At 65.1% G+C, this 21023-nt stretch carries 20 protein-coding genes and 1 tRNA gene; 8 read left to right on the top strand and 13 right to left on the bottom strand.

The window, feature by feature from the left end; translation table 11 throughout:
- Window positions 1–22: 22 nt before the first annotated feature.
- The gene (locus tag ACZ45C_RS10230) at window positions 23–721 is read left to right on the top strand and encodes a haloacid dehalogenase type II (protein ID WP_460558952.1); all 699 of its coding nucleotides are present in this window, start codon (window positions 23–25) and stop codon (window positions 719–721) included.
- Between the two features lie 72 nt (window positions 722–793).
- Window positions 794–1534, top strand: coding sequence for an SDR family oxidoreductase (locus tag ACZ45C_RS10225; RefSeq protein WP_460558950.1), 741 nt, complete (start codon window positions 794–796; stop codon window positions 1532–1534).
- Between the two features lie 176 nt (window positions 1535–1710).
- Here ACZ45C_RS10225 and ACZ45C_RS10220 read toward each other — a convergent pair whose 3' ends face one another.
- The 4 genes from ACZ45C_RS10220 to ACZ45C_RS10205 all read right to left on the bottom strand — a co-directional run bounded on the left by ACZ45C_RS10220 (window position 1711) and on the right by ACZ45C_RS10205 (window position 6118).
- Window positions 1711–2883 (bottom strand): pyridoxal-phosphate-dependent aminotransferase family protein, encoded by a 1173-nt coding sequence (locus tag ACZ45C_RS10220; RefSeq protein WP_460558948.1) that lies wholly within the window; start codon window positions 2881–2883, stop codon window positions 1711–1713.
- Window positions 2884–2971: 88 nt separating this feature from the next.
- Entirely contained in the window at window positions 2972–4960 is a 1989-nt protein-coding gene (gene thrS, locus ACZ45C_RS10215; protein WP_460558946.1) for a threonine--tRNA ligase, read from the bottom strand.
- A 58-nt stretch (window positions 4961–5018) separates the two neighbouring features.
- Window positions 5019–5441: a CoA-binding protein gene (locus ACZ45C_RS10210; protein WP_460558944.1), complete on the bottom strand. Its 423-nt coding sequence runs from the start codon at window positions 5439–5441 to the stop codon at window positions 5019–5021.
- 74 nt (window positions 5442–5515) lie between these two features.
- The gene (locus ACZ45C_RS10205; RefSeq protein ID WP_460558942.1) at window positions 5516–6118 is read right to left on the bottom strand and encodes an RAD55 family ATPase; all 603 of its coding nucleotides are present in this window, start codon (window positions 6116–6118) and stop codon (window positions 5516–5518) included.
- 210 nt (window positions 6119–6328) lie between these two features.
- On the opposite strand from ACZ45C_RS10205, the gene ACZ45C_RS10200 reads away from it, so the two are divergent.
- A tRNA-Arg gene (locus ACZ45C_RS10200) sits at window positions 6329–6403 on the top strand.
- A 70-nt stretch (window positions 6404–6473) separates the two neighbouring features.
- Here the strand turns inward: ACZ45C_RS10200 and ACZ45C_RS10195 are convergent.
- The gene (locus tag ACZ45C_RS10195) at window positions 6474–7004 is read right to left on the bottom strand and encodes a nicotinamide-nucleotide adenylyltransferase (protein ID WP_460558940.1); all 531 of its coding nucleotides are present in this window, start codon (window positions 7002–7004) and stop codon (window positions 6474–6476) included.
- A 170-nt stretch (window positions 7005–7174) separates the two neighbouring features.
- Between ACZ45C_RS10195 and lonB the strand changes: the two genes are divergently transcribed.
- The 3 genes from lonB to ACZ45C_RS10180 all read left to right on the top strand — a co-directional run bounded on the left by lonB (window position 7175) and on the right by ACZ45C_RS10180 (window position 10594).
- The gene (gene lonB / locus ACZ45C_RS10190) at window positions 7175–9430 is read left to right on the top strand and encodes an ATP-dependent protease LonB (RefSeq protein WP_460558938.1); all 2256 of its coding nucleotides are present in this window, start codon (window positions 7175–7177) and stop codon (window positions 9428–9430) included.
- A gap of 47 nt (window positions 9431–9477) precedes the next feature.
- Window positions 9478–10260: a CBS domain-containing protein gene (locus tag ACZ45C_RS10185; protein ID WP_460558936.1), complete on the top strand. Its 783-nt coding sequence runs from the start codon at window positions 9478–9480 to the stop codon at window positions 10258–10260.
- A 100-nt stretch (window positions 10261–10360) separates the two neighbouring features.
- Entirely contained in the window at window positions 10361–10594 is a 234-nt protein-coding gene (locus tag ACZ45C_RS10180; RefSeq protein ID WP_460558934.1) for a hypothetical protein, read from the top strand.
- A gap of 92 nt (window positions 10595–10686) precedes the next feature.
- Here ACZ45C_RS10180 and ACZ45C_RS10175 read toward each other — a convergent pair whose 3' ends face one another.
- The 5 genes from ACZ45C_RS10175 to ACZ45C_RS10155 all read right to left on the bottom strand — a co-directional run bounded on the left by ACZ45C_RS10175 (window position 10687) and on the right by ACZ45C_RS10155 (window position 15663).
- On the bottom strand, window positions 10687–11379 hold the full coding sequence (locus tag ACZ45C_RS10175) for a MogA/MoaB family molybdenum cofactor biosynthesis protein (RefSeq protein ID WP_460558932.1): 693 nt from the start codon (window positions 11377–11379) through the stop codon (window positions 10687–10689).
- 75 nt (window positions 11380–11454) lie between these two features.
- Window positions 11455–11871: a DUF7124 domain-containing protein gene (locus tag ACZ45C_RS10170; RefSeq protein WP_460558930.1), complete on the bottom strand. Its 417-nt coding sequence runs from the start codon at window positions 11869–11871 to the stop codon at window positions 11455–11457.
- A 45-nt stretch (window positions 11872–11916) separates the two neighbouring features.
- Window positions 11917–12126 (bottom strand): hypothetical protein, encoded by a 210-nt coding sequence (locus tag ACZ45C_RS10165; protein ID WP_460559154.1) that lies wholly within the window; start codon window positions 12124–12126, stop codon window positions 11917–11919.
- Window positions 12127–12213: 87 nt separating this feature from the next.
- Complete coding sequence (locus ACZ45C_RS10160) at window positions 12214–14370, bottom strand: PAS domain S-box protein (RefSeq protein WP_460558928.1); 2157 nt, start codon at window positions 14368–14370, stop codon at window positions 12214–12216.
- A gap of 54 nt (window positions 14371–14424) precedes the next feature.
- A complete protein-coding gene (locus ACZ45C_RS10155) occupies window positions 14425–15663 on the bottom strand; it encodes an NAD(P)/FAD-dependent oxidoreductase (protein WP_460558926.1) in 1239 nt (412 codons plus the stop codon).
- A 215-nt stretch (window positions 15664–15878) separates the two neighbouring features.
- On the opposite strand from ACZ45C_RS10155, the gene ACZ45C_RS10150 reads away from it, so the two are divergent.
- Complete coding sequence (locus tag ACZ45C_RS10150; RefSeq protein ID WP_460558924.1) at window positions 15879–16475, top strand: DUF6149 family protein; 597 nt, start codon at window positions 15879–15881, stop codon at window positions 16473–16475.
- Between the two features lie 60 nt (window positions 16476–16535).
- Window positions 16536–17576: an AI-2E family transporter gene (locus ACZ45C_RS10145; RefSeq protein WP_460558922.1), complete on the top strand. Its 1041-nt coding sequence runs from the start codon at window positions 16536–16538 to the stop codon at window positions 17574–17576.
- 100 nt (window positions 17577–17676) lie between these two features.
- Here ACZ45C_RS10145 and hpt read toward each other — a convergent pair whose 3' ends face one another.
- The 3 genes from hpt to ACZ45C_RS10130 form a co-directional block, all read right to left on the bottom strand.
- Window positions 17677–18246 (bottom strand): hypoxanthine/guanine phosphoribosyltransferase, encoded by a 570-nt coding sequence (gene hpt / locus ACZ45C_RS10140; protein WP_049982181.1) that lies wholly within the window; start codon window positions 18244–18246, stop codon window positions 17677–17679.
- A gap of 96 nt (window positions 18247–18342) precedes the next feature.
- Window positions 18343–19782, bottom strand: coding sequence for a 7,8-didemethyl-8-hydroxy-5-deazariboflavin synthase subunit CofH (cofH, locus tag ACZ45C_RS10135; RefSeq protein WP_460558920.1), 1440 nt, complete (start codon window positions 19780–19782; stop codon window positions 18343–18345).
- A gap of 154 nt (window positions 19783–19936) precedes the next feature.
- A complete protein-coding gene (locus tag ACZ45C_RS10130; protein ID WP_460558918.1) occupies window positions 19937–20965 on the bottom strand; it encodes an HFX_2341 family transcriptional regulator in 1029 nt (342 codons plus the stop codon).
- Window positions 20966–21023: the final 58 nt, after the last annotated feature.

The raw sequence follows: 21023 nt of genomic DNA, 5'->3' as shown, positions 1-21023 counted from the left end.
TGTGGGGCGCGGTAGCGTGTACATGGAGTACGAATCCATCTCGACCGTGACGGTCGACTCGTACAGCACGCTCGTAGATATCGGGTCACAGGAAGCGGTGCTCGAAGCCCACGTCGACGGACTGGAGGACGCGGAGGCCGTCTCGCAACTGTGGCGTGCGCAGTATCTCCAGTACTCGATGATCGCGAACGACATCGACGCTTACGAGCCGTTCTGGGACCTCATCGGCCAAGGGCTCCGCTACGCCCTCGAAGCGAACGGGTACGACGTACCAGAGGATACCCGCGACGAGATCCGACGCGTCGTGTACGAGGAGGAACTGTCCATCTTCGACGACGTCAAAGAAGGAATAGAACGGGTCACCGACGCGGGCTATGAAGTGTACATCATCTCGAACGGCTCCCCCGAGATGTTGGACCACTTGGTCGCGGCCGCCGACATCGGCGACATCGTGACCGACGCGATCAGTGCACACGAGGTTGAGACGTACAAGCCGGACGCGGCGATCTACGAACACGCGGCCGAGCGGACGGACACCCCCATCGAGGAGGTGCTGCACGCCTCCGGCGGCGGGATGCGCGACGTGTGGGGCGCGAAACACGCCGGAATGTCGACGGCTTGGGTCTCCCGCCCCGGAAAGGAACTCCCGACCGAAGAGCTGGGTCCCGAACCGGACATCGTCATCGAGGACTTCCACGATCTGGCCGACCGACTGGAGTAACTCTCGATCGCGGGCACGGGTGTCGGGGGCGACGGCGCTGTTTTTATACCCGCGATGCGTGACCGTTCGCACATGACGACGCTCGACGACGCGGCGGTCTTGGTGACTGGCGCGAGCTCGGGGATCGGGGAAGCGACCGCACACGCGCTCGCGGAGCGCGGCGCGAACGTCGCCCTGCTGGCCCGTCGCGAAGCGGAGCTCGAATCGATCGCCGATCAACTGGAGGAGACGTACGACGCACGGACTCTCGTCGTTCCCGGAGACATCCGGGATCCGGCGACCTCGGCGGCCGCGATCGAGGCCGTCGTCGAGGCGTTCGGCGGCCTCGACGTGGTCGTCTCAAACGCCGGGATCGGCCGCGGCGGCGACGTGGAGACGATGACGGACGAGGCGTACACGGCGATGCAGGAGACCAACGTCGACGGGACGTTCTTTCTCACACGAGAGGCGATCCCGCACCTGAAAACGAGCGAGGGATCGCTCGTCGTCGTCGGGAGCTTCGCCGGGAAGTTCCCCCGTCCGTTCAATCCCGTCTACGCCGCGACCAAGTGGTGGGTGCGCGGGTTCGCCCACAGCGTCGCGGCACAGGTCGGCGACGAGGGCGTCGCCGTGAGCGTGATCAACCCCTCGGAGGTCCGCACCGAATTCGGGAGCGAAGACGGCGAGCCCTTCGAGGAGCGGTTCGAACCGGGATCCGTGACGGAGCCCGAAGAGATAGCCGATGCGATCGCCTTCGCGGCGTCGCGTCCGGGGTCGACCGCCCAGGAGATCGACCTCTACCGCCGGGATAAGTACGCGGACACGCTGCGATAACTCACTCCCGAATCGGTGCGCCACACTCCGGACAGGCGTCTCGATCACACGAGACGGCCAGATCGCACTCGGGGCAGAACCGTCGGTCGCAGGCAGAGTCGCCCATGCTCGAATCGAACGCGTTTCACCGATAAATAGTTCAGGTCGGGCGGCCCGAATCGCGCGCTCGGAGCGGGCTACTCCTCGTGTCCCTGTGCGGCGAGCGCGTCCTCCAGTGCGGCCAGCACGTACTCGACGTTCTTCGGGCGCGCGGAGTGACCCATACAGCCGATCCGCCAGATGTCGCCGGCGAGGTCACCGAGCCCGGACGCGATCTCCAAGTCGTACTCGGCGAGCAGGTGATCGATGACCGCGGCGTCGTCGACGCCGTCGGGGACCCGCACGGCGTTCAGGCTCGGGAGCCAGTACTCGTCGGGGGCGTTCATCTCCAAGCCGAGTTCCCGTAACCCCGACTTCAACTCGCCGGCGACCTCGCGATGACGCGTCCACCGCGCCTCGATGCCTTCCTCGGCGACCAGTCGGAGCGCCTCGCGGAGCGCGTACACGTTCGTGATCGGCGCGGTGTGGTGATACGAGCGCTCGTCGCCCCAGTATCCCTCAAGCAGCGTGAGGTCGAGATACCACGACTTGGGCGGCTCCTCGCGGTCGAGCACCTTGTCCATCGCGCGGTCGTTGAGCGTGAGCGGGCTCGCGCCGGGGGGACACGAGAGGCACTTCTGCGGGCCGGCGTAGGCGACGTCGACGTCCCAGTCGTCGACCCGCAGTTCGACGCCGCCCAGAGACGTGACGGAGTCGGCGACCACCAGCGCGTCGTGTGCGTGTGCGATGTCGGTCAGTTCCGGAACGTTCGGCTGGAGCACCCCCGTCGAGGTCTCGGCGTGGACGAACCCGAACACGTCCGGCTGGTGCTCGTCGAACGCGCGCTCGACGTCGACGGGGTCGAGCGGTTCTCCCCACGGCGCGTCGACCGTGACCACCGTGCCACCTGCGCGCTCGGCCATCGACCGCATCCGGCCGCCGAAGTAGCCGTTCGTCGGAACCAACATCGTGTCACCGGGTTCGACGAGGTTTCCGATCGCGGCCTCCATCGACGCCGACCCGGTGCCGGATACGGGGATCGTCCACCGGTTGTCCGTCCGGAACGTGTACCGGAGCAGCTCCTGTACCTCGTCCATGATTTCGATGAACGCCGGATCGAGGTGGCCGACGAGCGGCGTGCTCATCGCCCGAAGCACCCGCGGATGGACGTCGCTCGGGCCGGGCCCCATCAGCGTTCGGTCCGGCGGCGTCAGCTCGTCGACCGCGGGCGCGGCCTCGATCGAGCGGTCGATCTGCGGCGTTTCGCTCATACCGGATCTCGCGGCGGTGACCGTCAAAAGTTCAGCGGAACGAGCGTTCGTGTGCCACGCCGGACCACGGGAGAGAGGCGAGACGGCGCTACGCCGCGTCGACGAAGTCCGGCTCCGTCCGCTTCCCGTCGCGCTCGTCGACGAGGTGATCGACGAAGGTGTCGAGGTCGACGTCGCCGCGCTGATTCTCGAAGCGGTCGCGCACGGAGACGGTTCCCGCCTCCTGCTCGTCGTCGCCGACGATCACCATGTACGGGAGCCGGTCGTCGTGACCCGCGCGGATCTTGCGGCCGACCGTCCAATCGCGGTCCTCGACTTCGACGCGGAATCCGGCGTCCTCCAGCTCGTTTTTCACGCGGTGAGCGTACCCCAACGTCCCGTCGGAGACGGGGAGGATGCGGACCTGCTCGGGCGCGAGCCACAGCGGGAAGTCGCCGTCGAAGTGCTCGATGAGCACCATGAAGAACCGCTCGTAGCTGCCGTACAGCGCCCGGTGGATCATCACCGGCTGGTGCTCCTCGTTGTCCTCGCCGGTGTAGGTGAGATCGAACCGCTCGGGCATGTTGAAGTCGAGCTGGACGGTCGGACCGTCCCAGACGCGACCCAGGGCGTCCTCGAAGCCGAAGTCGATCTTCGGACCGTAGAAGGCGCCGTCTCCCGGCTCGACGTCGTAGTCGTAGCCGCCCGACTCCAACACGTCGCGGAGTTGGTCTTCCGCCGACTCCCAGATCTCGTCGCCGCCGACGAATTTGTCCGGACGCGTCGCCAGCGCGACCTCGACCTCCAGATCGAGCGTCTCGACGACCTCGAAGATCATCTCGATCACCGACTCGATCTCCTGACGGATCTGATCGGGACGGGCGAACAGGTGGCCGTCGTCGATGGTGAACGACCACACCCGAGAGAGCCCGGAGAGTTCGCCGCGCTGCTCCTTGCGATAGACCTTCCCGTTCTCGAAGTAGCGCTGCGGGAGATCGCGGTACGACCACGACTGCTGGTCGAAGATGGTCGCGTGGCCCGGACAGTTCATCGGCTTGAGGCCGTACTCCTCGTCGTTCACGTCGAGGAGGAACATGTCGTCTTTGTAGTTCTCGTAGTGGCCCGACTGCTTCCACAGTTCTGTCCGGAACACGTGCGGCGTCTCGACCTCCTCGTAGCCGTGCTCGCGGTTCAGTTCGTTCGCGAAGTTCGACAGCTCGCGGAGCACCGTCTTTCCCGGCGGGTGATACAACGGGAGCCCCGGACCGGTCACCGTCGGGATCGAAAAGAGATTCATCTCTTGGCCGATCTTCCGGTGGTCGCGCTCTTTGGCCTGCTCGCGCATCTCCAAGTGCTCTTCGAGGGCCGACTGGGAGGCGAACGCCGTACCGTACACCCGCGTGAGGGTATCGTTGTCCTCGTCGCCGCGCCAGTAGGCGGCCGACACCTCCAGTAAGGCGGCCGCGCCGATCTCGCCGGTCGACTCGACGTGCGGCCCCTGACAGAGGTCCCGCCAGCCGTCCTGCACGTAGAAGGTGACCTCCTCGTCGTCGGCCTCCTCTCCGAGGATCTGCCGCTTGTACTCGTTGTCGGCGTAGATATCCATGGCATCCTCGCGGGACCGCACCTCGCGCTCGATGTCGTAGTCGGCCGCGATGATCTCGTCCATCTCGGCTTCGATCGCGTCGAGGTCGTTCTCGTCGAGGTCGACGTCGGTCACGTCGTAGTAGAATCCCTCGTCGGTCGGTGGACCGATGGTGAGCGTCGCCTCGGGGTGGAGCCGCTGGAGCGCCTGTGCGAACACGTGGGCGGCGGAGTGGCGGAGCACCGTGAGGTACTCGTCGGACTGGTCCGTGACGATCTCGATCTGCGCGCCGTCGTGAACCGCGGCGTGCTTTTCGACGAGCTCGCCGTCGATCTTCCCCGCCACGGTGTCGCGGCCGAGTCCGGGGCCGATCTCGTAGGCGACGTCTTCGACGGTCGCTCCGGCCGGAACGTCGAGTTCTGATCCGTCCGGGAGGACGACCGTCACCGCGGCCGCTTCGTCGGCCTCCGCATCGGTCTCGCTCATATCTCTCCGAAGCCGGACGAGCGGCATAAGTGTGTTCGATCCGCGGTTCCGTCCGGTCGATCGCGGCGCGATATCCGTCTTTCGATCAGCCCCGCAACCGCTCGTGTTCGACTTTCATACAGCGGTCCTGCACCACGTCGATCCCGTCGGACTCCGCCTCGGCCGCGGCCTCGTCGTGGCTGATTCCGAGCTGAAGCCAGAGCGTGCCGGCGTCGCCCCGTGTCGCGTGGCGATCGCGGACGGCGGTGACGACGTCCGGAACCTCCTCGCTCGGACGGAACACGTCGACGACGTCGATCTCGACCTCGACGTCTGCGAGCGCGTCGTACGCGGTCTCGCCCAGAACCTCGTCGGCGTACGGGTTCACCGGAATCACGCGATAACCCCGTCGCTGGAGGTACGCCGGAACGTCGTGGGCGGCTTTACCGGGCGTCGTCGAACAGCCGACGACGGCGATCGTGTCGGCATCGAACACGCGGTCTAGAGCGTCGTCGTCAGTGATCGGCATACCACGGGATACGCGCCGGCGAACCGTAAATCATCCCCCGTCTCGATCCGTCGATCTGACAACCGAACCGCGTCTCAGGCCAATCGGATCTCGGCCTCGTCGTCCTCCGAGAGCGTGATGACGCCGTCGAAGAGCTGTTTGATCGTGTTCATCGCTTGTTCGTCGTGCGCGGTAGAGTCGATGCTGAACAGGCCGAGTCCGTTCACGCTCTGGATCCGCCCGGTGAACACGTGGAGAAACCGGAACACGGTCTGTAAGTCCGAGTACATCAACAGCGTCGACAGCGAGTGGACCATCACCCGGTTTCGGTCGATGCCGCGGTCGCCGAATGCCTGTAGAAACTCGGAGAGTTTGATACCGATGCCCGTCATGTCGACCGGCGACGACGCGTATTTGATCCGATCTGACTCCCCCGGGTCGCTGACGCCCTGTTGGCGGGTCACGCAGTCGACGACGGCGACAGGTTTGCCTTCGTAGGGCGTCCGCTTCGCGTAATCTTTCAGGACGCGCTCTCCCCCGTCTTTCGTCGTGACGATGATGGCACCGTCGCCGTGGTCCGTTCCGTCTGCCAGCATGTCGAGCATCAGCGACCGCTTGCCGCTCAACGGTGGTCCCGTCAAAAGGAGATTCGTGCCGAGTTCCACCTCCTCTTCGAAGTGCGGCCTGAGGTCATACATGGTGGTACCTCGGGGACAGCTGCAGAAATTCGGGCCGCTCGTTCGGCTGTGACGCCGTACGACCAATACACATCTAGCTACAGAAACAATACCCAGTACGAATAATATTCTTTTTGATCGCCTGCTGTGGCCGGAGCTGTCGATACCGCTCGTCTCGGATCCACGCAAAATCGCGGGACTTAACACCACCACAGAAAATACCAGACGTACGGGCGCTTAGCTCAGTCTGGATAGAGTGCTTGGCTTCGGACCAAGCTGTCGCGGGTTCAAATCCTGCAGCGCCCATGGTTTTGCGATACCCACACGAGAGAGTAACGAGACGCGAGGAGTCTCGGGCCACTTGGCTCCCAGCGGTTCATTCGTCCGACGGTTCCGCGCCGTTCGAATCGGTTTCTGCGATCCGCCGGATCCGCTCGACGCCGCCGATCTCCTCGATGACGTTGACGACGGATTCGGGAACGAGCGTCTCCCAGTCGCGGCCGTGGATCATGCGCTCGCGGAGTTCGGTCCCCTCCAGCACGTCGCGGCGGAACATCGGTGACTGACGGACTTCGACGCCGGCCTCCTCGAACAGTCGAACGACGAGGGGGTTGTTCGAGTAGGCAACGTCGAACCGCGGGGTCATGCTCTGAACGTGGCTCACCCACACGGAGTTCCGGTCGAGATCCTCGATGGGGACGACGTAGGTCGTGACCGGGAGATCTTCGACCGCCTTCGTCACCATCATCACGCGCTCACCGGCCGTGAACGGGTTCCGGGTGGTGTGGGAGTCGCCGGCGGAACCGATCCCCAAGACGAGTTCGTCGACCTCCGCCGCGATCTCCTCGACCATGTGGTGGTGGCCGTCGTGAAACGGCTGATACCGTCCGATATAGAACCCGCGCATGGATCGATATACTGCGGCCCTTGTTTATAAACCCCGTGAGAACACGTTGTACGCGTTTTCGGGCTCAAAAACGCACTAACGTGGCGATCTACTGATTCCATTCTATCGACCGGCGGGGAGAAAGTATATCAGTTGCCGACTCTTCGTTTTCCGTAGCGACACTCGATTCTATGAGCAACGAAAAGGACACGAACGACCCGACAACCGGGGACGACGAGGGACGGGAAGACACCGATTCCGTGCCCTCAGATCCGACGGGGAACGGCGACGACGCCCCGCGGAACCCCGGTGACTCCGGGTCAGCGCCGGACGACTCCGCCGAGTCGACGAGCGGCGACTCCGGTGACGACTCGGAGGAGGTCTGGGACGACACGGTCGTCATCGAAAACGATCCGAGTACCGACGGCGTCGGGGCAGGACAAGAGGAATCAAACGGGGCTGCCGCCGACGACACCGAACCGAGCGAAGGCGGCGGCATCGACGAGCTCGGCAGCACGGTCGAGGTCGAGGGTGCCGAGATCGACGATGACCCCGACGAGGACGACCTGTTGGGCGGGCTCAATATCGACACGACGGCGGAACTTGAGATCCCCGACCGCCTCGTCGATCAGGTGATCGGACAGGAGCACGCCCGCGACGTGATCATCAAGGCGGCCAAACAGCGCCGCCACGTGATGATGATCGGCTCGCCCGGGACGGGGAAGTCGATGCTCGCGAAGGCGATGTCCGAGCTGCTCCCGAAAGAGGAGTTACAGGACGTCCTCGTCTATCACAACCCGGAGGACGGCAACAAGCCGAAGGTCCGGACGGTCCCGGCCGGGAAGGGCGACCAGATCGTGGAAGCGCACCGTGAGGAGGCGCGCAAGCGCAACCAGATGCGGTCGCTTCTCATGTGGATCATCATCGCCGTCGTGTTGGGCTACGCGCTCATCATCGTCGGCCAGATCCTCGTCGGCATCATCGCGGCCGGGGTCGTCTACCTCGTCTTCCGCTACCTGAACCGCGGCTCCGACGCGATGATCCCGAATCTGCTCGTGAACAACGGGGACACGCAGACCGCGCCGTTCCGCGACTCGACGGGTGCACACGCCGGCGCGCTGCTCGGCGACGTTCGCCACGACCCGTTCCAGTCCGGCGGGATGGAGACGCCGAGCCACGATCGCGTCGAGGCCGGTGCGATCCACAAGGCGAACAAGGGCGTGCTGTTCATCGACGAGATCAACACGCTCGATATTCGGAGCCAGCAGCACCTCATGACAGCGATCCAAGAGGGCGAGTTCTCGATCACGGGCCAGTCCGAGCGCTCCTCGGGCGCGATGGTCCAGACCGAGCCCGTCCCGACCGACTTCGTCATGATCGCGGCGGGGAACCTCGACGCGATGGAGAACATGCACCCGGCGCTGCGCTCGCGGATCAAGGGGTACGGCTACGAGGTGTACATGGAGGACACCATCGAGGACACCCCGGAGATGCGACGGAAGTACGTCCGCTTCATCGCCCAAGAGGTCGCGAAGGACGGTCGCCTACCGGAGTTCACGGCCGAGGCCGTCGAGGAGGTCATCCTCGAAGCCAAGCGCCGCTCCGGCCGGAAGGGCCACCTCACCCTCCTGTTCCGCAACCTCGGCGGGCTCGTCCGTGTCGCCGGCGATATCGCCCGCGGCGAGGACGCCGAGTTGACCACCCGCGAGCACGTGCTGTCCGCGAAGGGGCGCTCGCGCTCCATCGAACAGCAGCTCGCGGACGACTTCATCGAGCGCCGGAAGGACTACGAGCTGCAGGTCTCCGACGGCTACGTCGTCGGCCGCGTCAACGGCCTCGCGGTGATGGGTGAAGACTCCGGAATCATGCTCCCGGTGATGGCAGAGGTCGCGCCCTCGCAGGGGCCCGGCGAGGTCATCGCCACGGGTCAGTTGAAGGAGATGGCACAGGAGTCGGTCTCGAACGTCTCCGCGATCATCAAGAAGTTCTCCGACGAAAACATCTCGGAGATGGACATCCACATCCAGTTCGTGCAGGCGGGCCAGCAGGGCGTCGACGGCGACTCCGCGTCGATCACGGTCGCGACCGCCGTGATAAGCGCGCTGGAGGACGTCGGCGTCGATCAGAGCCTCGCGATGACCGGGTCGCTGTCGGTGCGGGGAGACGTGCTTCCCGTCGGCGGCGTCACCCACAAGATCGAGGCGGCCGCGAAGGCCGGCTGCACTCGGGTCATCATCCCCGCGGCCAACGAGCAGGACGTGATGATCGAAGACGAGTACGAGGACATGATTGAGATCATCCCGGTGAGCCACATCAGCGAGGTCCTCGACATCGCCTTGGAGGGCGAAGCCGAGAAGGACTCGCTCGTCTCTCGACTCAAGTCGATCACCGGCTCGGCGCTCAAGGAGGGCAACGTCTCTGGCCCCTCCAGTCCGAGTCCGCAGTGACGAGGTAGCGCCTCCCTTTTTAACCCACGAGGGCCTTACTCTCGCCGATGAGCGGCAAACCGACCGTCGACGAGTACATGACCCGCGACGTCGAGACGGTGAGTCCGGACGAGACCGTCGGGACGGTCGCGCGCCGTATGGCCGAGAGCGACGGACACAACGGGTTCCCGGTCACGCAGGGTCGGACCGTCGAGGGGTTCGTCTCGGCCGCCGACCTCCTCTTGGCCGATGACGACGCGCCCGTGTTCACGGTGATGTCCGACGACCTCATCGTCGCGCACCCGAACATGAAGGTGACCGACGCCGCCCGCGTCATCCTCCGGTCCGGTATCCAGCGGCTTCCCGTGGTCGACGACGCCGACAACCTCGTGGGGATCATCTCAAACACGGATGTCGTCCGATCGCAGATCGAGCGAGCGACGCCGAGCAAGGTGGGGAAGCTGATGCGCACGCTCGAACAGATCCACGGCGTCGCGCTCACGGAAGAGCGTCGCGAGGTGCGGCTCACCGACCTGACGCCGACGCAGGCGCGGGTGTACGCCGACGAACTCGAGGGACGAAAGTACGAACTGGAACGCGGGCTCGCGGAACCCCTCGTCGTCATCGACAACGACGGAACGTTGCACCTCGCCGACGGCCATCATCGAGTGATGGCCGCTCACGAGAACGGGATCGAGACGATGGACGCGTACGTCATCGTCCCGAACGTGCGGATCGATCTCGGAATGGCCAAAACCGCGAAAAAAGAGGGTCTCGACGACATCACAGACATCGAGATCGTCGACTACGCTCGCCACCCGCTCGTGGAGACGACGAAACGACTCCAGTAGACGGATGCCCCGACGCCGCGGAGTCTGACACGCAACGCCCGAACAGCGGCCGGTGAGAGCCGACGGTAGGTTTTTGTCGTCTCGGAGAGAACGATATGGTATGAAAGCCAGAGTCAAAAGCGCGATGTCGAGGGCGAAGTGCGCGGCCATCGGCGCGGCAGTCGGAGCCGCGGTCGGCGGACTGGTGAGTCGCAACGCGGCGAGCACCGGTGGGGCTCTCGGCGGTCTCGCCGGCGCGACGCTGGCGGACGTTCGGTCCGACCCGGACGGACTGTTCGCTGCGCTCAGGTCCGACGAGGCCGACGAAGTCGACGCAGACGCCGCGGCTGAGTAGCGCACCCGACAGTCGTCGGTACCGCCGCTCATTTTTTGTGCCTGACGGGCCGCTCGTATCGACGGACGTGGCAGTCAGCGAGTCTCGGAGCCCTACTGTGTCTCTGAGGCGCCTTCGTCGGTTCCGTCTCTTTCGTCGGTTCCGTCGCTTTCGTGTTCGTCCGTCCCATTACTTCCGTCCTCGCGTCCGCGACCAGCGAGTCCGACGAGGTGTCCGATCTCCGGGAGGAGTATCTCGTTGACGCCGAGTCTGACCGCGTTCTCGGAGCCGGGAAGACAGAACACCGGCGTTCCTTCGGTGATTCCTGCGGTGGCCCGCGACCCGATCGTCCGCGTGCCGATCTCCTCGTACGAGAGCCGGCGGAACAGTTCCCCGAACCCGGAGAGCGTCTTCGCGAAGAGCGGTCGGACCGCTTCCGGGGTCACGTCGTCGGGGGTGACGCCGGTCCCACCGGTGGTGACGACGGCGTCTGTGTCCTTTCGGCGGGCAAGCCGATCGACCGTTCCCTGCACGCTGTCGTACTCGTCCGGGACGAGTTCGCGAACGACGACCTCGTGGCCGGCCTCTTCAAACGCCGTCACGACGTACTCGCCGGAGGTGTCGCCCGAATCGAGCGATCTGGACGAGGAGACGGTCATCACCGCGATCGACACGGTCTCGACGTCGTGGTCGTGATGGTCGTCGTGGTCGTGATCGTCGTCGTGGTCGTGATCGTCGTCGTGGTCGTGATCGTCGTCGTGGTCGTGATCGTCGTCGTGGTGACCGTGGGAGCCGCTGTCGCTCATATCACACGGTTCGCCGCGGACGCCCAAAACACCCCGCGTATCGGCGGGCAGTGTTCCGCGAAGAACCCCGCTCGGCTACGGCCAGTCGTCGCGCGAGGGCGACTCGGCCGGCTCCTCATCGGGATCGTCGTTCGTCAGGGTCCATCCCGCCGCCTCCGCGGCGGTCTCGACGTGGAGGAACTCCCACCCGGTCGACTCGGCGAGCGCCTCGTCCTCCTCGTCGACGCCGACGAACACGTGCCGGTCAGTGTCGAACTGCTGGGCGATGTTCTCCAGACTCTCTTCGACGCCGCGGGGCCCGGAAAAGAAATCCTGACGCACGCGGTGCTTGCGGGTGAAATTCGTGACGACGTACGTGGGTTTCTCGCTGACGACCCCGACGTACTCCGTCCACTGTCGGGCGTTGTTGAACACGGCGTTCGGGTCCGCGAGGACCTTCAGCGCCTCTAGTTCGAACGCCAGCGTCATGTCCGTAGATCCGCCACTGTCCATGGTCCGAGTTTCTCGCGGCGGGCGAAAACAACTTCGCTTCGGCGGTCAGCGCGCGCGGATCTGGTAGTAGTCCGTGAACTTCACCACGTCGCCGTCGTCGAGATCGCCGAGAGCTTGCCCGGTCTGCGGTCGACCGGCCAGCTCTCTGACCGCGACCTGTGCGTCTTCGTCGAGTTCGTCGAAGTGGCGAACCCGCGTATCGTCCGGAATGAGGCCGACGCGTCGGATCCGGATCCGTTTGTCTGTATTGCACATTGTCACACGCTAACACACATCATAGATGGTGATAAATATTTCGCCGACAGATCGGTTCGCGCGCCCGCAGTCACGGATCGCCGTCGATCACACCGGCCGCGGGAGTGTGACGATCACAACCGTCCCCCTCGGATCTGCGTCCTCGACCCGTGCCGACCCGCCCGACTGCTGGACGACCCAGTAGACGAGCCACAGGCCGAGACCGCTCCCGTGGTACAGGGCGTCGACGGCTTCGCCCGTCTCAAGCACCTCTCGGTTCATCTCGGACAGTCCCGGTCCGTCGTCGGTGACGACGATCTCAACCGCGTCCTCGGTCGTCTGGACCGTGGCCTCGACGGTCGGCGCGTCCCGGTCGTGATGGACGACCGCATTCCGGAACAGTTCGTCGACGGCGCGGCTGAGCCACGTCGTCGCCGACGCGGTCGCCGGCCCGTCCGGAGTCGACACCGACACCGACGCCTCGGGGAACTCGCTCGCGACCGCCTCTGCAATTTCCTCGACGATACGCGTGACGTCGAGGGGTTCAGTCTCCGGCGGATCGCTCAACACCTCGGTGATGTGATGCGCCTTTTCGCTCGTCGACAGCAGCGCAGCGGCCCGGTCGACCACGTCGTCGGCCGCGTTCGCGACCGCCGGATCGTCCCACTCGGCGAGTTGTTTCGCCCGCCCGCGAACCACCGTCATCGCGTTCCGGAGGTTGTGCTGAAGCACGCGATCGACGACGCGGAGTTGGTGAGCGCGGTTCTCGGAGTCCGTTACGTCCCGCAGCACGCCGACGACGCCGTCGACCGAGGAAGCTCCGTCTTCTGCGTGCCCTAGCGGATAGTATCGGGCGTCGAAGCGCCGCGTTCCCCGAGCCGGATGGGTTCGCGTCGTGCGGTACTCGACCGTCTGCCCCGAGAGGGCTCGTCGGACCTGACGGTTCACGTCGGGGTACTGCTCGTCGTCGACGACATCTGCGAGGGTGAGATCGGAGATGTCCATCTCCGCGCCGATCCCGTGATACGACCGGTACTGCTCGTTCGCGAACAGGAACTGTCCGTTGCGGTCGATAGCTGCGATTAGGTCGGTCGCCCCCTCGACGGCACGCTCGTACCGCGTCAGGTCGGTTTCACGGCGCTTGAGTTCGGTGACGTCGTGACAGATCGCGAACGTCCCCGTCAGTTCGCCGTCGCCGTCGTAGTACGGGTACCGTTGGGTTCTGAACGTCGCGTCTCGGCCGCTCTCAGGGAACGTCGGCGACACCTCGTACTCTGCGGGCCCTTCGGTCTCCAGAACCTCTCGGCGTCGATCGGCGATCTCGACGGCCGTCTCCTCGTCCATGAAGGCAGTCTCGTCTGCCCCGTACAGGTCTTCGCGAGGCACGCCGGCGAACTCGCTCACCGCCTCGTTAAGCAGGACGAACTCGCCGTCGCGGTTCTGCAACAGGATCGGGTCGGCGAGCCGTTCGACGACATCTCGGTACTGCTTCAATCGACCTTCCGCCGCCTTCCGATCCGTGATATCCGTCTGGATGGCGACGAATCGAGAAACGCCTCCGTCGCCGTCGAACACCGGCGCGATTGTCTGGTGGGCGTGGTACAGCGTGCCGTCTTTCTTCCGATCGACGATCTCCTCTTCCCACACACCGCCCGATCGGATCGTCTCCCACAGAGAGTCGAAGTAGTCGGGCGGCATCTCATCGGAGTTGAGGATCGCCGGCGTCTCTCCCACGGCTTCCTCTGGCTCGTAGCCGGTGTGTTCGCTAAACGCGGGGTTGACGTACTCGATTGTGCCGTCGGTGTCTGTGACGTAGATCGCGTGTCCGGCGTGTTCGATCAGGTTTCGGTACGTCCGGAAATCGCGACCTCGGTCGGGATCGGTACACTCGCGAAAGACCCCGGTGTACACGGGTCCGTCTCCGGGGTCGTGTTCGTGAAACCGCGCCGAAAACGACTGTACCGTGCCGTCGCTCGCTCCGAGCGGGATCGCAACGTCTCCCCCATCAACGAGCCGAGGAGGAGTCGCGAGCCGTTCGCGGAGCGAGCGTGCCCGGGGAACATCTTCAGGAATCAGCGATCCCAGACGCCGACCGAGGAGGTCCGACGCGTCGTACCCCAGAGTTCGTTCTGCGGCCGGATTCGCGTACGTCACCGCACCGTCCGCATCGACCGAGAGGATCGGATCTGTGCTCCCTTCGAGAAACGACGTACAGAATCCCTCGCTTGGAGACTCTGATCGGTCGTCAGGAGCGCCGCGAGACATGGTATACAGCGGATACGTCGTCCGAACGGGAAAAGGTACCTGACCGACGCCGTGCTACTGTTCGGTCGTCGGTGCGAGGTCGTCGACGGAGAATCCGGGCTCCATGAGCAGATCCGTCTGTCCACTCACGTCGCGCCCCTCACGCATCAACTGCTTGAACGCCGACTGCGGTGAGAGGTCACCGATGAGAACGCCGCCGACGACCTTGCCGTCCTTGAGCGCCACGCGCCGCCACTCGTTGTCGTCGGTCGTCGCCTCGGCCGACTCGTCACCGAGCGTCGGGTGACCGAAGGAGAGGAACGGGAAGTCGAAGTGGGTGATCGAGTACGAGGAGACCCACTCGAACTCCTCGGAGCCGTACTCGACCATGTTTCGAGCGGCGATCGTCCCCTGTTCCTTGGCCGACCCCCACGAGCCGTTCTTCGCCTGTTCGCCGAGGATGAGATCGTTGAACGTAGTGATGTCGCCGGCCGCGAACACGTTGTCGACGGTGGTGCGCATGTGCTCGTCGACGACGATCCCGTTTTCGGTCCCGATCGGTGTCGACTCGACGAGTTCGGTGTTGAAGTTGAGTCCGATGGCGACGCCGGCGAAGTCACACTCGTAGCGCTCGCCGTTCGGATCGACGGCCGCCTCGACGTGCCCGTTTTCGTCGGTCTCGAAGCGGTCTACGCCGGAGTCGAAGACGGGTTCGACGCCCCGCTCCCGCATCGCGTCATGCATGATGTCCGCGCCCTCCTTCGAAAGGGCGTAGCGCCACCACGCGTCCCCACGCATGAGGTACTTCGCCTCTACGTCCTGTGCACCGCAGATGGCGGCGAAGTCGATGCCGAGCAGTCCGGCACCGACGATGACCGCCTGCTCCGCGTCTTCGACGCTCTCTTTGATGTTCCGGGCGTCCTGGAACGTCCAGAAGTGGTGAATCCCATCGGCGTCGGCGTTCTCGACGGGGAGCTGTTGGGGCGTTCCGCCGACGGCCAAAAGGAGCGAGTCGTACTCGAACGTCTCGCCCTCGTGGGTGTGGACGGCGTCCGCTTCCACGTCGATATCGACGACGACGGTGTTGAGTCGAAGGTCGACGTCGTGGTCGTCGTACCAGGACTCTTGGTGAATCGAGATCGGCGCTTCGGGGAGTTTGCCCTTCGCGTACTCCTTGATCAGAATCCGGTTGTAGAGGGACTCTCCCTCGTCGGTGAGAACCGTGATCTCGGCGTCGGGCGCTTCCTCGCGGAGCGTCTCGGCCGCGGACGCACCCGCGATACCGTCGCCGATGATCACGTACGAATCACTCATACGCGGGCGTTCGGATTCATGGTTAATGTGGGTTGTCATCCGCGCTGGCAGCCGTGACACACCACCGCTCACGCGGTGGTCGACGAAACGATTGGTCAGTTCGACGCCGCCGACACGCTCGGAGAATCACGGAGACGAGCGTCGAGTCGGAGACGCAGCCGGGATTCGGCTCGCAGACGCCACAGATTCAAGACCGTCGCGTCCCAACGGACGGTATGAAGATCCGGCAGAACATCCGTCACTGGGCGGCGAAAAAGGCGTTGACGACGCCGGTGATCGGTGACGTCGCGAACGACAAGCTCGTCGACCTCCACACGAGCATCTTCCTCAACAAGGCCGACGAGGACCGCCGGGAGGAGCGCCGCGACCACCTCGACGGGTTCTTCGACGCGACGATGGTCGCGTACGTGGCGGCCTTGGAGACGGGATTCACCGAGGCCGAAGCCCGCGAGATCACGCACGTGCAGGCCAACTTCGACTTCTTCAACCACGGCTGGACGGAGATGATGGAGATACCGGCCGACGAGTTGGAGGCTCACTACCGGCGCTACGAGGAGTTCTTCACCGACCACGAGATCACGATCGACGACCCGCTCGGCGCGTTTCGGCCGGCTGCCGGCGTCCCGGAGGCCCCGGAGACCCCGGAGCGGCTCGAAACCGCGGAGTACGAGAACGCGCTCGCCGGCTTCGCGGACGACGTGTACGTCGAGACCGACGAGGGCGAGACCGTCGTCGGCGGTGAAACCGAAGAGCCGGACGAGGTCGACCCGAGCGCCGCACCGGGGCTCGACGAGGACGAAGCGAGCGCCTGACTGTAGCCCGCGCTCCCGGCTGCGGCCACGTTTATATCGCGGCAGCGAGACGGAACGGGTATGAACCGCGGCCAGTCGTTTCTCCTGTTGCTCATCGGCTCCGTCGCGATTTTGACGATATTCGTCATCCTCCCGTTCGTCGAGTACGTCATCGCGTCGGCTATCCTCGCGTATATCCTCTTTCCGTTCCACGTCCGCCTCTCGCGGTGGCTCCGATCGCTCCTGTCGCGCCGGATTCGAGCCTCGCTCGCGCGTCGGCTCGGGAACATGCTCTCCGCGCTGGGACTCATTCTCACCGCCATCGTGTCGGTCATCCTTCCGGTCGCGTACATCTCGTGGGTGTTCGCCCGTGACTTAGCCGACATCGCGCGGGGAAACTCCGACATCGACGTGGTCGCGATCGAAGCCGAGATCGAGACGTTGACCGGACAAGAGATCGACGTCGGCGAACTGCTCACGATGGGCGGTCAACTCCTCATCGATTCGCTGTTCGGCGGAGTGAGCGGGATCGTCACGACCGGGCTCCGCGCGTCTGTCGGACTCTCTCTGGCGCTGTTTCTCGTTTACTACACGCTCATCGACGGACCGATGTTCGTGCGCTGGCTTCGCTCGACGAGCCCGCTGCCACAGCACGTCACGTCCGATCTCGTCGACCGCGTCGACTCGATGACTCGCGGAGTCGTGATCGGTCACATCGTCGTGGCGCTGTTACAGGCGGTCGTCGCCGGCATCGGACTCTGGGCCGCCGGGATCCCGGACGTCGTCTTCTGGACGTTCGTCATGGCCGTGCTCGCGCTCGTTCCGCTCGTCGGCGCGTTCTTCGTCTGGGGGCCGGCAGCGGCGTACCTCGTCGCTATCGACCAAGTGACCGCGGGCGTGTTCCTCGCCGTGTACGGTGTGCTCGTCATCGCCATGGTCGACAACTACGCGCGGCCGCTCGTCATCGACCAGCAGGCGCACCTCAACCCGGCGGTCATCCTGCTCGGGGTGTTCGGCGGGATCTACTCCATCGGCTTCACCGGGCTGTTCGTCGGCCCGATCGTCATCGGCGTGCTCGCCGCGACGCTCGAAACGTTCCGCGAGGACTACGACGCAATCTGACGGTTCCCGAGCGGTGTCCGCTTCGAGACCGCTCGTCGCACGGCCGGTCGGGAAATAGAACGCGGTGTCGAGGTGGACGGCTCGCTCTCCGCGACCGCGGCTACTCGTCGCCCTGCGCGTCGACGATCACGACCTCGCCGTCCTCGACGGTGACGTTGATGAGCGTCTTCACGTTGTAGTCGGTGTCGTCGAGTTCGTTCTCGCCCGCCTTCTTGATCACGGCGACGACGTCGACGACGTCCGCGCCGACCTCGTCGGTGAGCGCGTCTAAGATAGCCTTCATCGTGCCGCCGGTCGAGAGCACGTCGTCTAAGACGAGCACGCGGTCGCCCTCCTCGACGTCGTTGATGTACATCTCCGATTCGGAGTATCCGGTCTCCTGAAACAGCGGTACCTCGCCGTCGAGGCCGTACTGGCGCTTACGGATGACGACGAGCGGGATGTCGGTCATGAGAGAGAGCGCAGTGGAGATGTGAATTCCCATCGCGGCGGGCGTGACGATCTTGTCGACGTTCTCCAGCTCCGCCTTCCGGATGATCCGGATGACGATCTCCCGGAGCAGCTCCGGTTCGAGCATCGGAACGCCGTCGCTGATCGGGTGGACGAAGTACTGGTACTCGCCTTTCTCGATGATCGGCGCGTCGAGGAGCGACTGCCGCAACTGGTCCATGTCGCGGGTACTCGGGGCGGTTAATAAAGCGTGGCGATTAGTCGCCCTCGTGGGAGGCGATGGCAGGCATCGACGCGAGAGCGATCGGCGGTCCGTTCAGTCGTCGGCTCCGGCCGATTCGACGTCTGGTCCGGTTCCGGGCGACGATCGGTCCGACAGCAGCGGCGTGCCGTCGGCCCGCGGGCCGAGTCGCGGCCCGTGCGGACCGTCCCCGGGATCGATCCGCCGCCGAGTCCGGTAGTCCGTCGAGCGCTCCACCGGCGTCCGACCGATCGCCGTGATCATCTCGACGTAGTCGTCGAACGAGCGGTGCTCGCCGTACTCGCCGCCGGCCCGCTTCGTGATCTCCTCGGAGAGGATCGTCCCCATGAAGTCGTCGGCACCGCAGTTGAGCAGCTTGAGTCCGTGAGCGTCGCCGGATTTTACCCACGACGCCTGTACGTGGTCGACGTTGTCGAGGAACAGGCGCGCGACTGCGACGAGCAGTTCGTCTTCGGCTCGCGACGCCCCGCCGTCGACGACGCCGTGCCGGTAGAGTGGCGTGTTCTGATGGATGAACGAGAGGGGAACGAACTCGGTGATACCCCCCGTCCGGTCCTGCAGATCGCGGATCACCTGCAGGTGCTCGGCGCGGTGTTCGACCGTCTCGACGTGGCCGTACATCATCGTCGAAGTCACGTCGAGGCCGGCCGCCACCGCCCCCTCTATCGCCGCCACCCAGTCGTCGGTGCCGATTTTCCCCGGACAGATCACGTCGCGGACCTCGTCGACGAGGATCTCCGCGGCGGTGCCCGGCGCGGAGTCGAGCCCTGCGGCGGAGAGTTCGCGGTAGACGCTCTCGTAGGTCCACTCGGTGCCCCGCTTCGCGTGGTACGCCTCTTCCGGCGTCATCGAGTGGACGTGGATCCCCCCGACGGACATCGCCTCGATCTGTTCGAGGTAGGTTCCGGGGTCGGTGGCGTATCGATCCGGGGGCTTGTAGTTCACCTCGCTCGCGGGATCGTCGTGTGCGGCGAGGATCTCGTGGTGTTCCTCGTTCAGCGCCAGCGCGGGGTGGAGGCCGGAGACTGAACACACCTCGTAGACGCCCATGTCGAGTGCGTCCTCGACGATCGTCCTCGACTCCGCTGGAGTCTTGGTGAAGCCTTGGTGCTCCGCGTCGCTGTCGGCCTCGAAGGCGTGTGCGGTGTCCTTGAAGTTACAGAACAGACAGCCCGTGTTGCAGGCGGTGGTGACGTTGTTGTTGAGGTTCGCGACGAACGTCACCTCGTCGCCCACTTCCTCGCGTCGACGCCGGTCGGCGGCCTCCAACACGGCCTCTTTGCGAACCGGGTCGATCCCGTCTCGGTCCGTCCCCGTCGCGAGCAGTTCGACCGCATCGTCGACCGCGAGCCGCGTTCCGTCTCGGGCCTTCGCGAGCGCGTTCTCGAACGACTGGTCGGTCGCGGGGACGGCGAAGTCGAAATCGCCGTCGATGGCGGCGGCTCCGCGGTTGTCGCCGCCGGTCGTCGCATCGGAGTCGCCCGCCGAAGTCATCCCGTAACCGTCCCGGCCCCACGAATAAAAAGCGGGCGGTCACGGTACCCCCGCGGACCGAGGCGAGAGCCGCCGCCGGCGGCGGGCGTCGCTGTTGCCGCCGCGCAGGCGACGAGCGAGCGTGGTCGACGTGGCTCGTGGCCTCAACCGGAGATCACGCCAGATCGCGGTCCTCGTCGGCGTGCGCGCGGACCCACAGTTCGCCGATTCGCGAGAGCGTCGTCCGGTAGGATTTCCCGCGCTCCTCGCGCTCGATGTACCCCTTTCCGCCGGGGCCGAGGCGGTCGACGTTGTATATCACCTTCGAGCGGAACGAGTCGGTGTACTCCTCGTTGAGGTCGTCCGCCAACGTCTCGGCCAGTTCTGAGACGGACGCGAACTCCCCGTGCTCGCCAAGCGTGAACAAGACGAGTTCCTCGAAGGGTTTGACGTTCTGGAAGGAGGCGACGGGTAGCTCGATGACGTGGCTGTCGCCGATGCGCTTCGCCCCGATTGTCGTGCCGCGCTCGTCGAACTCGGAGAGCAGGTCCGTCGTCGTCGCGAGCCGGTCCGCGATGCGGTCGGCGTCGACGCCGCTGCCCCCGACAGCGTCGTCCGCGTTGTCCGTACTCTCGACGCTCCCCCCACCGTCGCCGTCCGCCAGTTCCTGAAGCAGATCGCGGTTCGCCCGCAACTCCTCAGCGAGTTCGGTTTCGAGGTACTTCTCGGGGGCGGTGTAGTAGGTGTGGATCCGGTCGCGGTCGTCCTGTCTCTCGACCATGATCGAATGGGCGGCGGTCGCGAACGCGAACGAGACCGGACGCGGCATCGAACAGAGGTTCACCCACACCTCTCGGTCGTCGCCGCTCTCGCCGTCTGCGATCGCGTCGCCGTCGTCAGCGATGCTCGCGTCATCCGAATCCGCACCGCCATCAAGCTCCGCGTTGATCAGGTCGAAGGCGCGTTCGAAGGCGGCGTCGTAGTCGTACACGTCGGTCAGTCGCTCGCGGACGGTCTCCGCGCCGAGCAGGTTTGTGAAGTCCTGTTCGAGCTTCCGCGCGATGTTCCGCGAGTACTCGACGTTGGCCTCGCTGCCGACCGTCCCCTCCAAGAGGATCACCCGGTCGACGTCGAACTGGTCCCGGATGAGCGGGGCGATCATGCGGTCGTAATCGAAGCCGACCGGCACGACGTGTGTCTGCATACGGAGACGGAGGGGACGCATTTAAATAAAGCCGGCTCTGTCGAACGCCGTTCTAGCT

It is taken from the genome of Halorubrum pallidum (assembly GCF_055380345.1).
Note: the sequence above shows the minus strand (reverse complement) of the source record. Positions and strands in the feature narration are given on the sequence as shown.

Coding starts and splice junctions, on each gene's coding strand:
- ACZ45C_RS10220 (WP_460558948.1), bottom strand. CDS start 2,883: ATGAGCGAAACGCCGCAGATCGACCGCTCGATCGAGGCCGCGCCCGCG.
- ACZ45C_RS10160 (WP_460558928.1), bottom strand. CDS start 14,370: ATGTCTCGCGGCGCTCCTGACGACCGATCAGAGTCTCCAAGCGAGGGA.
- ACZ45C_RS10195 (WP_460558940.1), bottom strand. CDS start 7,004: ATGCGCGGGTTCTATATCGGACGGTATCAGCCGTTTCACGACGGCCAC.
- ACZ45C_RS10185 (WP_460558936.1), top strand. CDS start 9,478: ATGAGCGGCAAACCGACCGTCGACGAGTACATGACCCGCGACGTCGAG.
- ACZ45C_RS10170 (WP_460558930.1), bottom strand. CDS start 11,871: ATGGACAGTGGCGGATCTACGGACATGACGCTGGCGTTCGAACTAGAG.
- ACZ45C_RS10175 (WP_460558932.1), bottom strand. CDS start 11,379: ATGAGCGACAGCGGCTCCCACGGTCACCACGACGACGATCACGACCAC.
- ACZ45C_RS10225 (WP_460558950.1), top strand. CDS start 794: ATGACGACGCTCGACGACGCGGCGGTCTTGGTGACTGGCGCGAGCTCG.
- ACZ45C_RS10180 (WP_460558934.1), top strand. CDS start 10,361: ATGAAAGCCAGAGTCAAAAGCGCGATGTCGAGGGCGAAGTGCGCGGCC.
- ACZ45C_RS10205 (WP_460558942.1), bottom strand. CDS start 6,118: ATGTATGACCTCAGGCCGCACTTCGAAGAGGAGGTGGAACTCGGCACG.
- ACZ45C_RS10230 (WP_460558952.1), top strand. CDS start 23: ATGGAGTACGAATCCATCTCGACCGTGACGGTCGACTCGTACAGCACG.
- ACZ45C_RS10150 (WP_460558924.1), top strand. CDS start 15,879: ATGAAGATCCGGCAGAACATCCGTCACTGGGCGGCGAAAAAGGCGTTG.
- ACZ45C_RS10145 (WP_460558922.1), top strand. CDS start 16,536: ATGAACCGCGGCCAGTCGTTTCTCCTGTTGCTCATCGGCTCCGTCGCG.
- ACZ45C_RS10210 (WP_460558944.1), bottom strand. CDS start 5,441: ATGCCGATCACTGACGACGACGCTCTAGACCGCGTGTTCGATGCCGAC.
- ACZ45C_RS10165 (WP_460559154.1), bottom strand. CDS start 12,126: ATGTGCAATACAGACAAACGGATCCGGATCCGACGCGTCGGCCTCATT.
- lonB (WP_460558938.1), top strand. CDS start 7,175: ATGAGCAACGAAAAGGACACGAACGACCCGACAACCGGGGACGACGAG.
- hpt (WP_049982181.1), bottom strand. CDS start 18,246: ATGGACCAGTTGCGGCAGTCGCTCCTCGACGCGCCGATCATCGAGAAA.
- ACZ45C_RS10130 (WP_460558918.1), bottom strand. CDS start 20,965: ATGCAGACACACGTCGTGCCGGTCGGCTTCGATTACGACCGCATGATC.
- ACZ45C_RS10155 (WP_460558926.1), bottom strand. CDS start 15,663: ATGAGTGATTCGTACGTGATCATCGGCGACGGTATCGCGGGTGCGTCC.
- thrS (WP_460558946.1), bottom strand. CDS start 4,960: ATGCCGCTCGTCCGGCTTCGGAGAGATATGAGCGAGACCGATGCGGAG.
- cofH (WP_460558920.1), bottom strand. CDS start 19,782: ATGACTTCGGCGGGCGACTCCGATGCGACGACCGGCGGCGACAACCGC.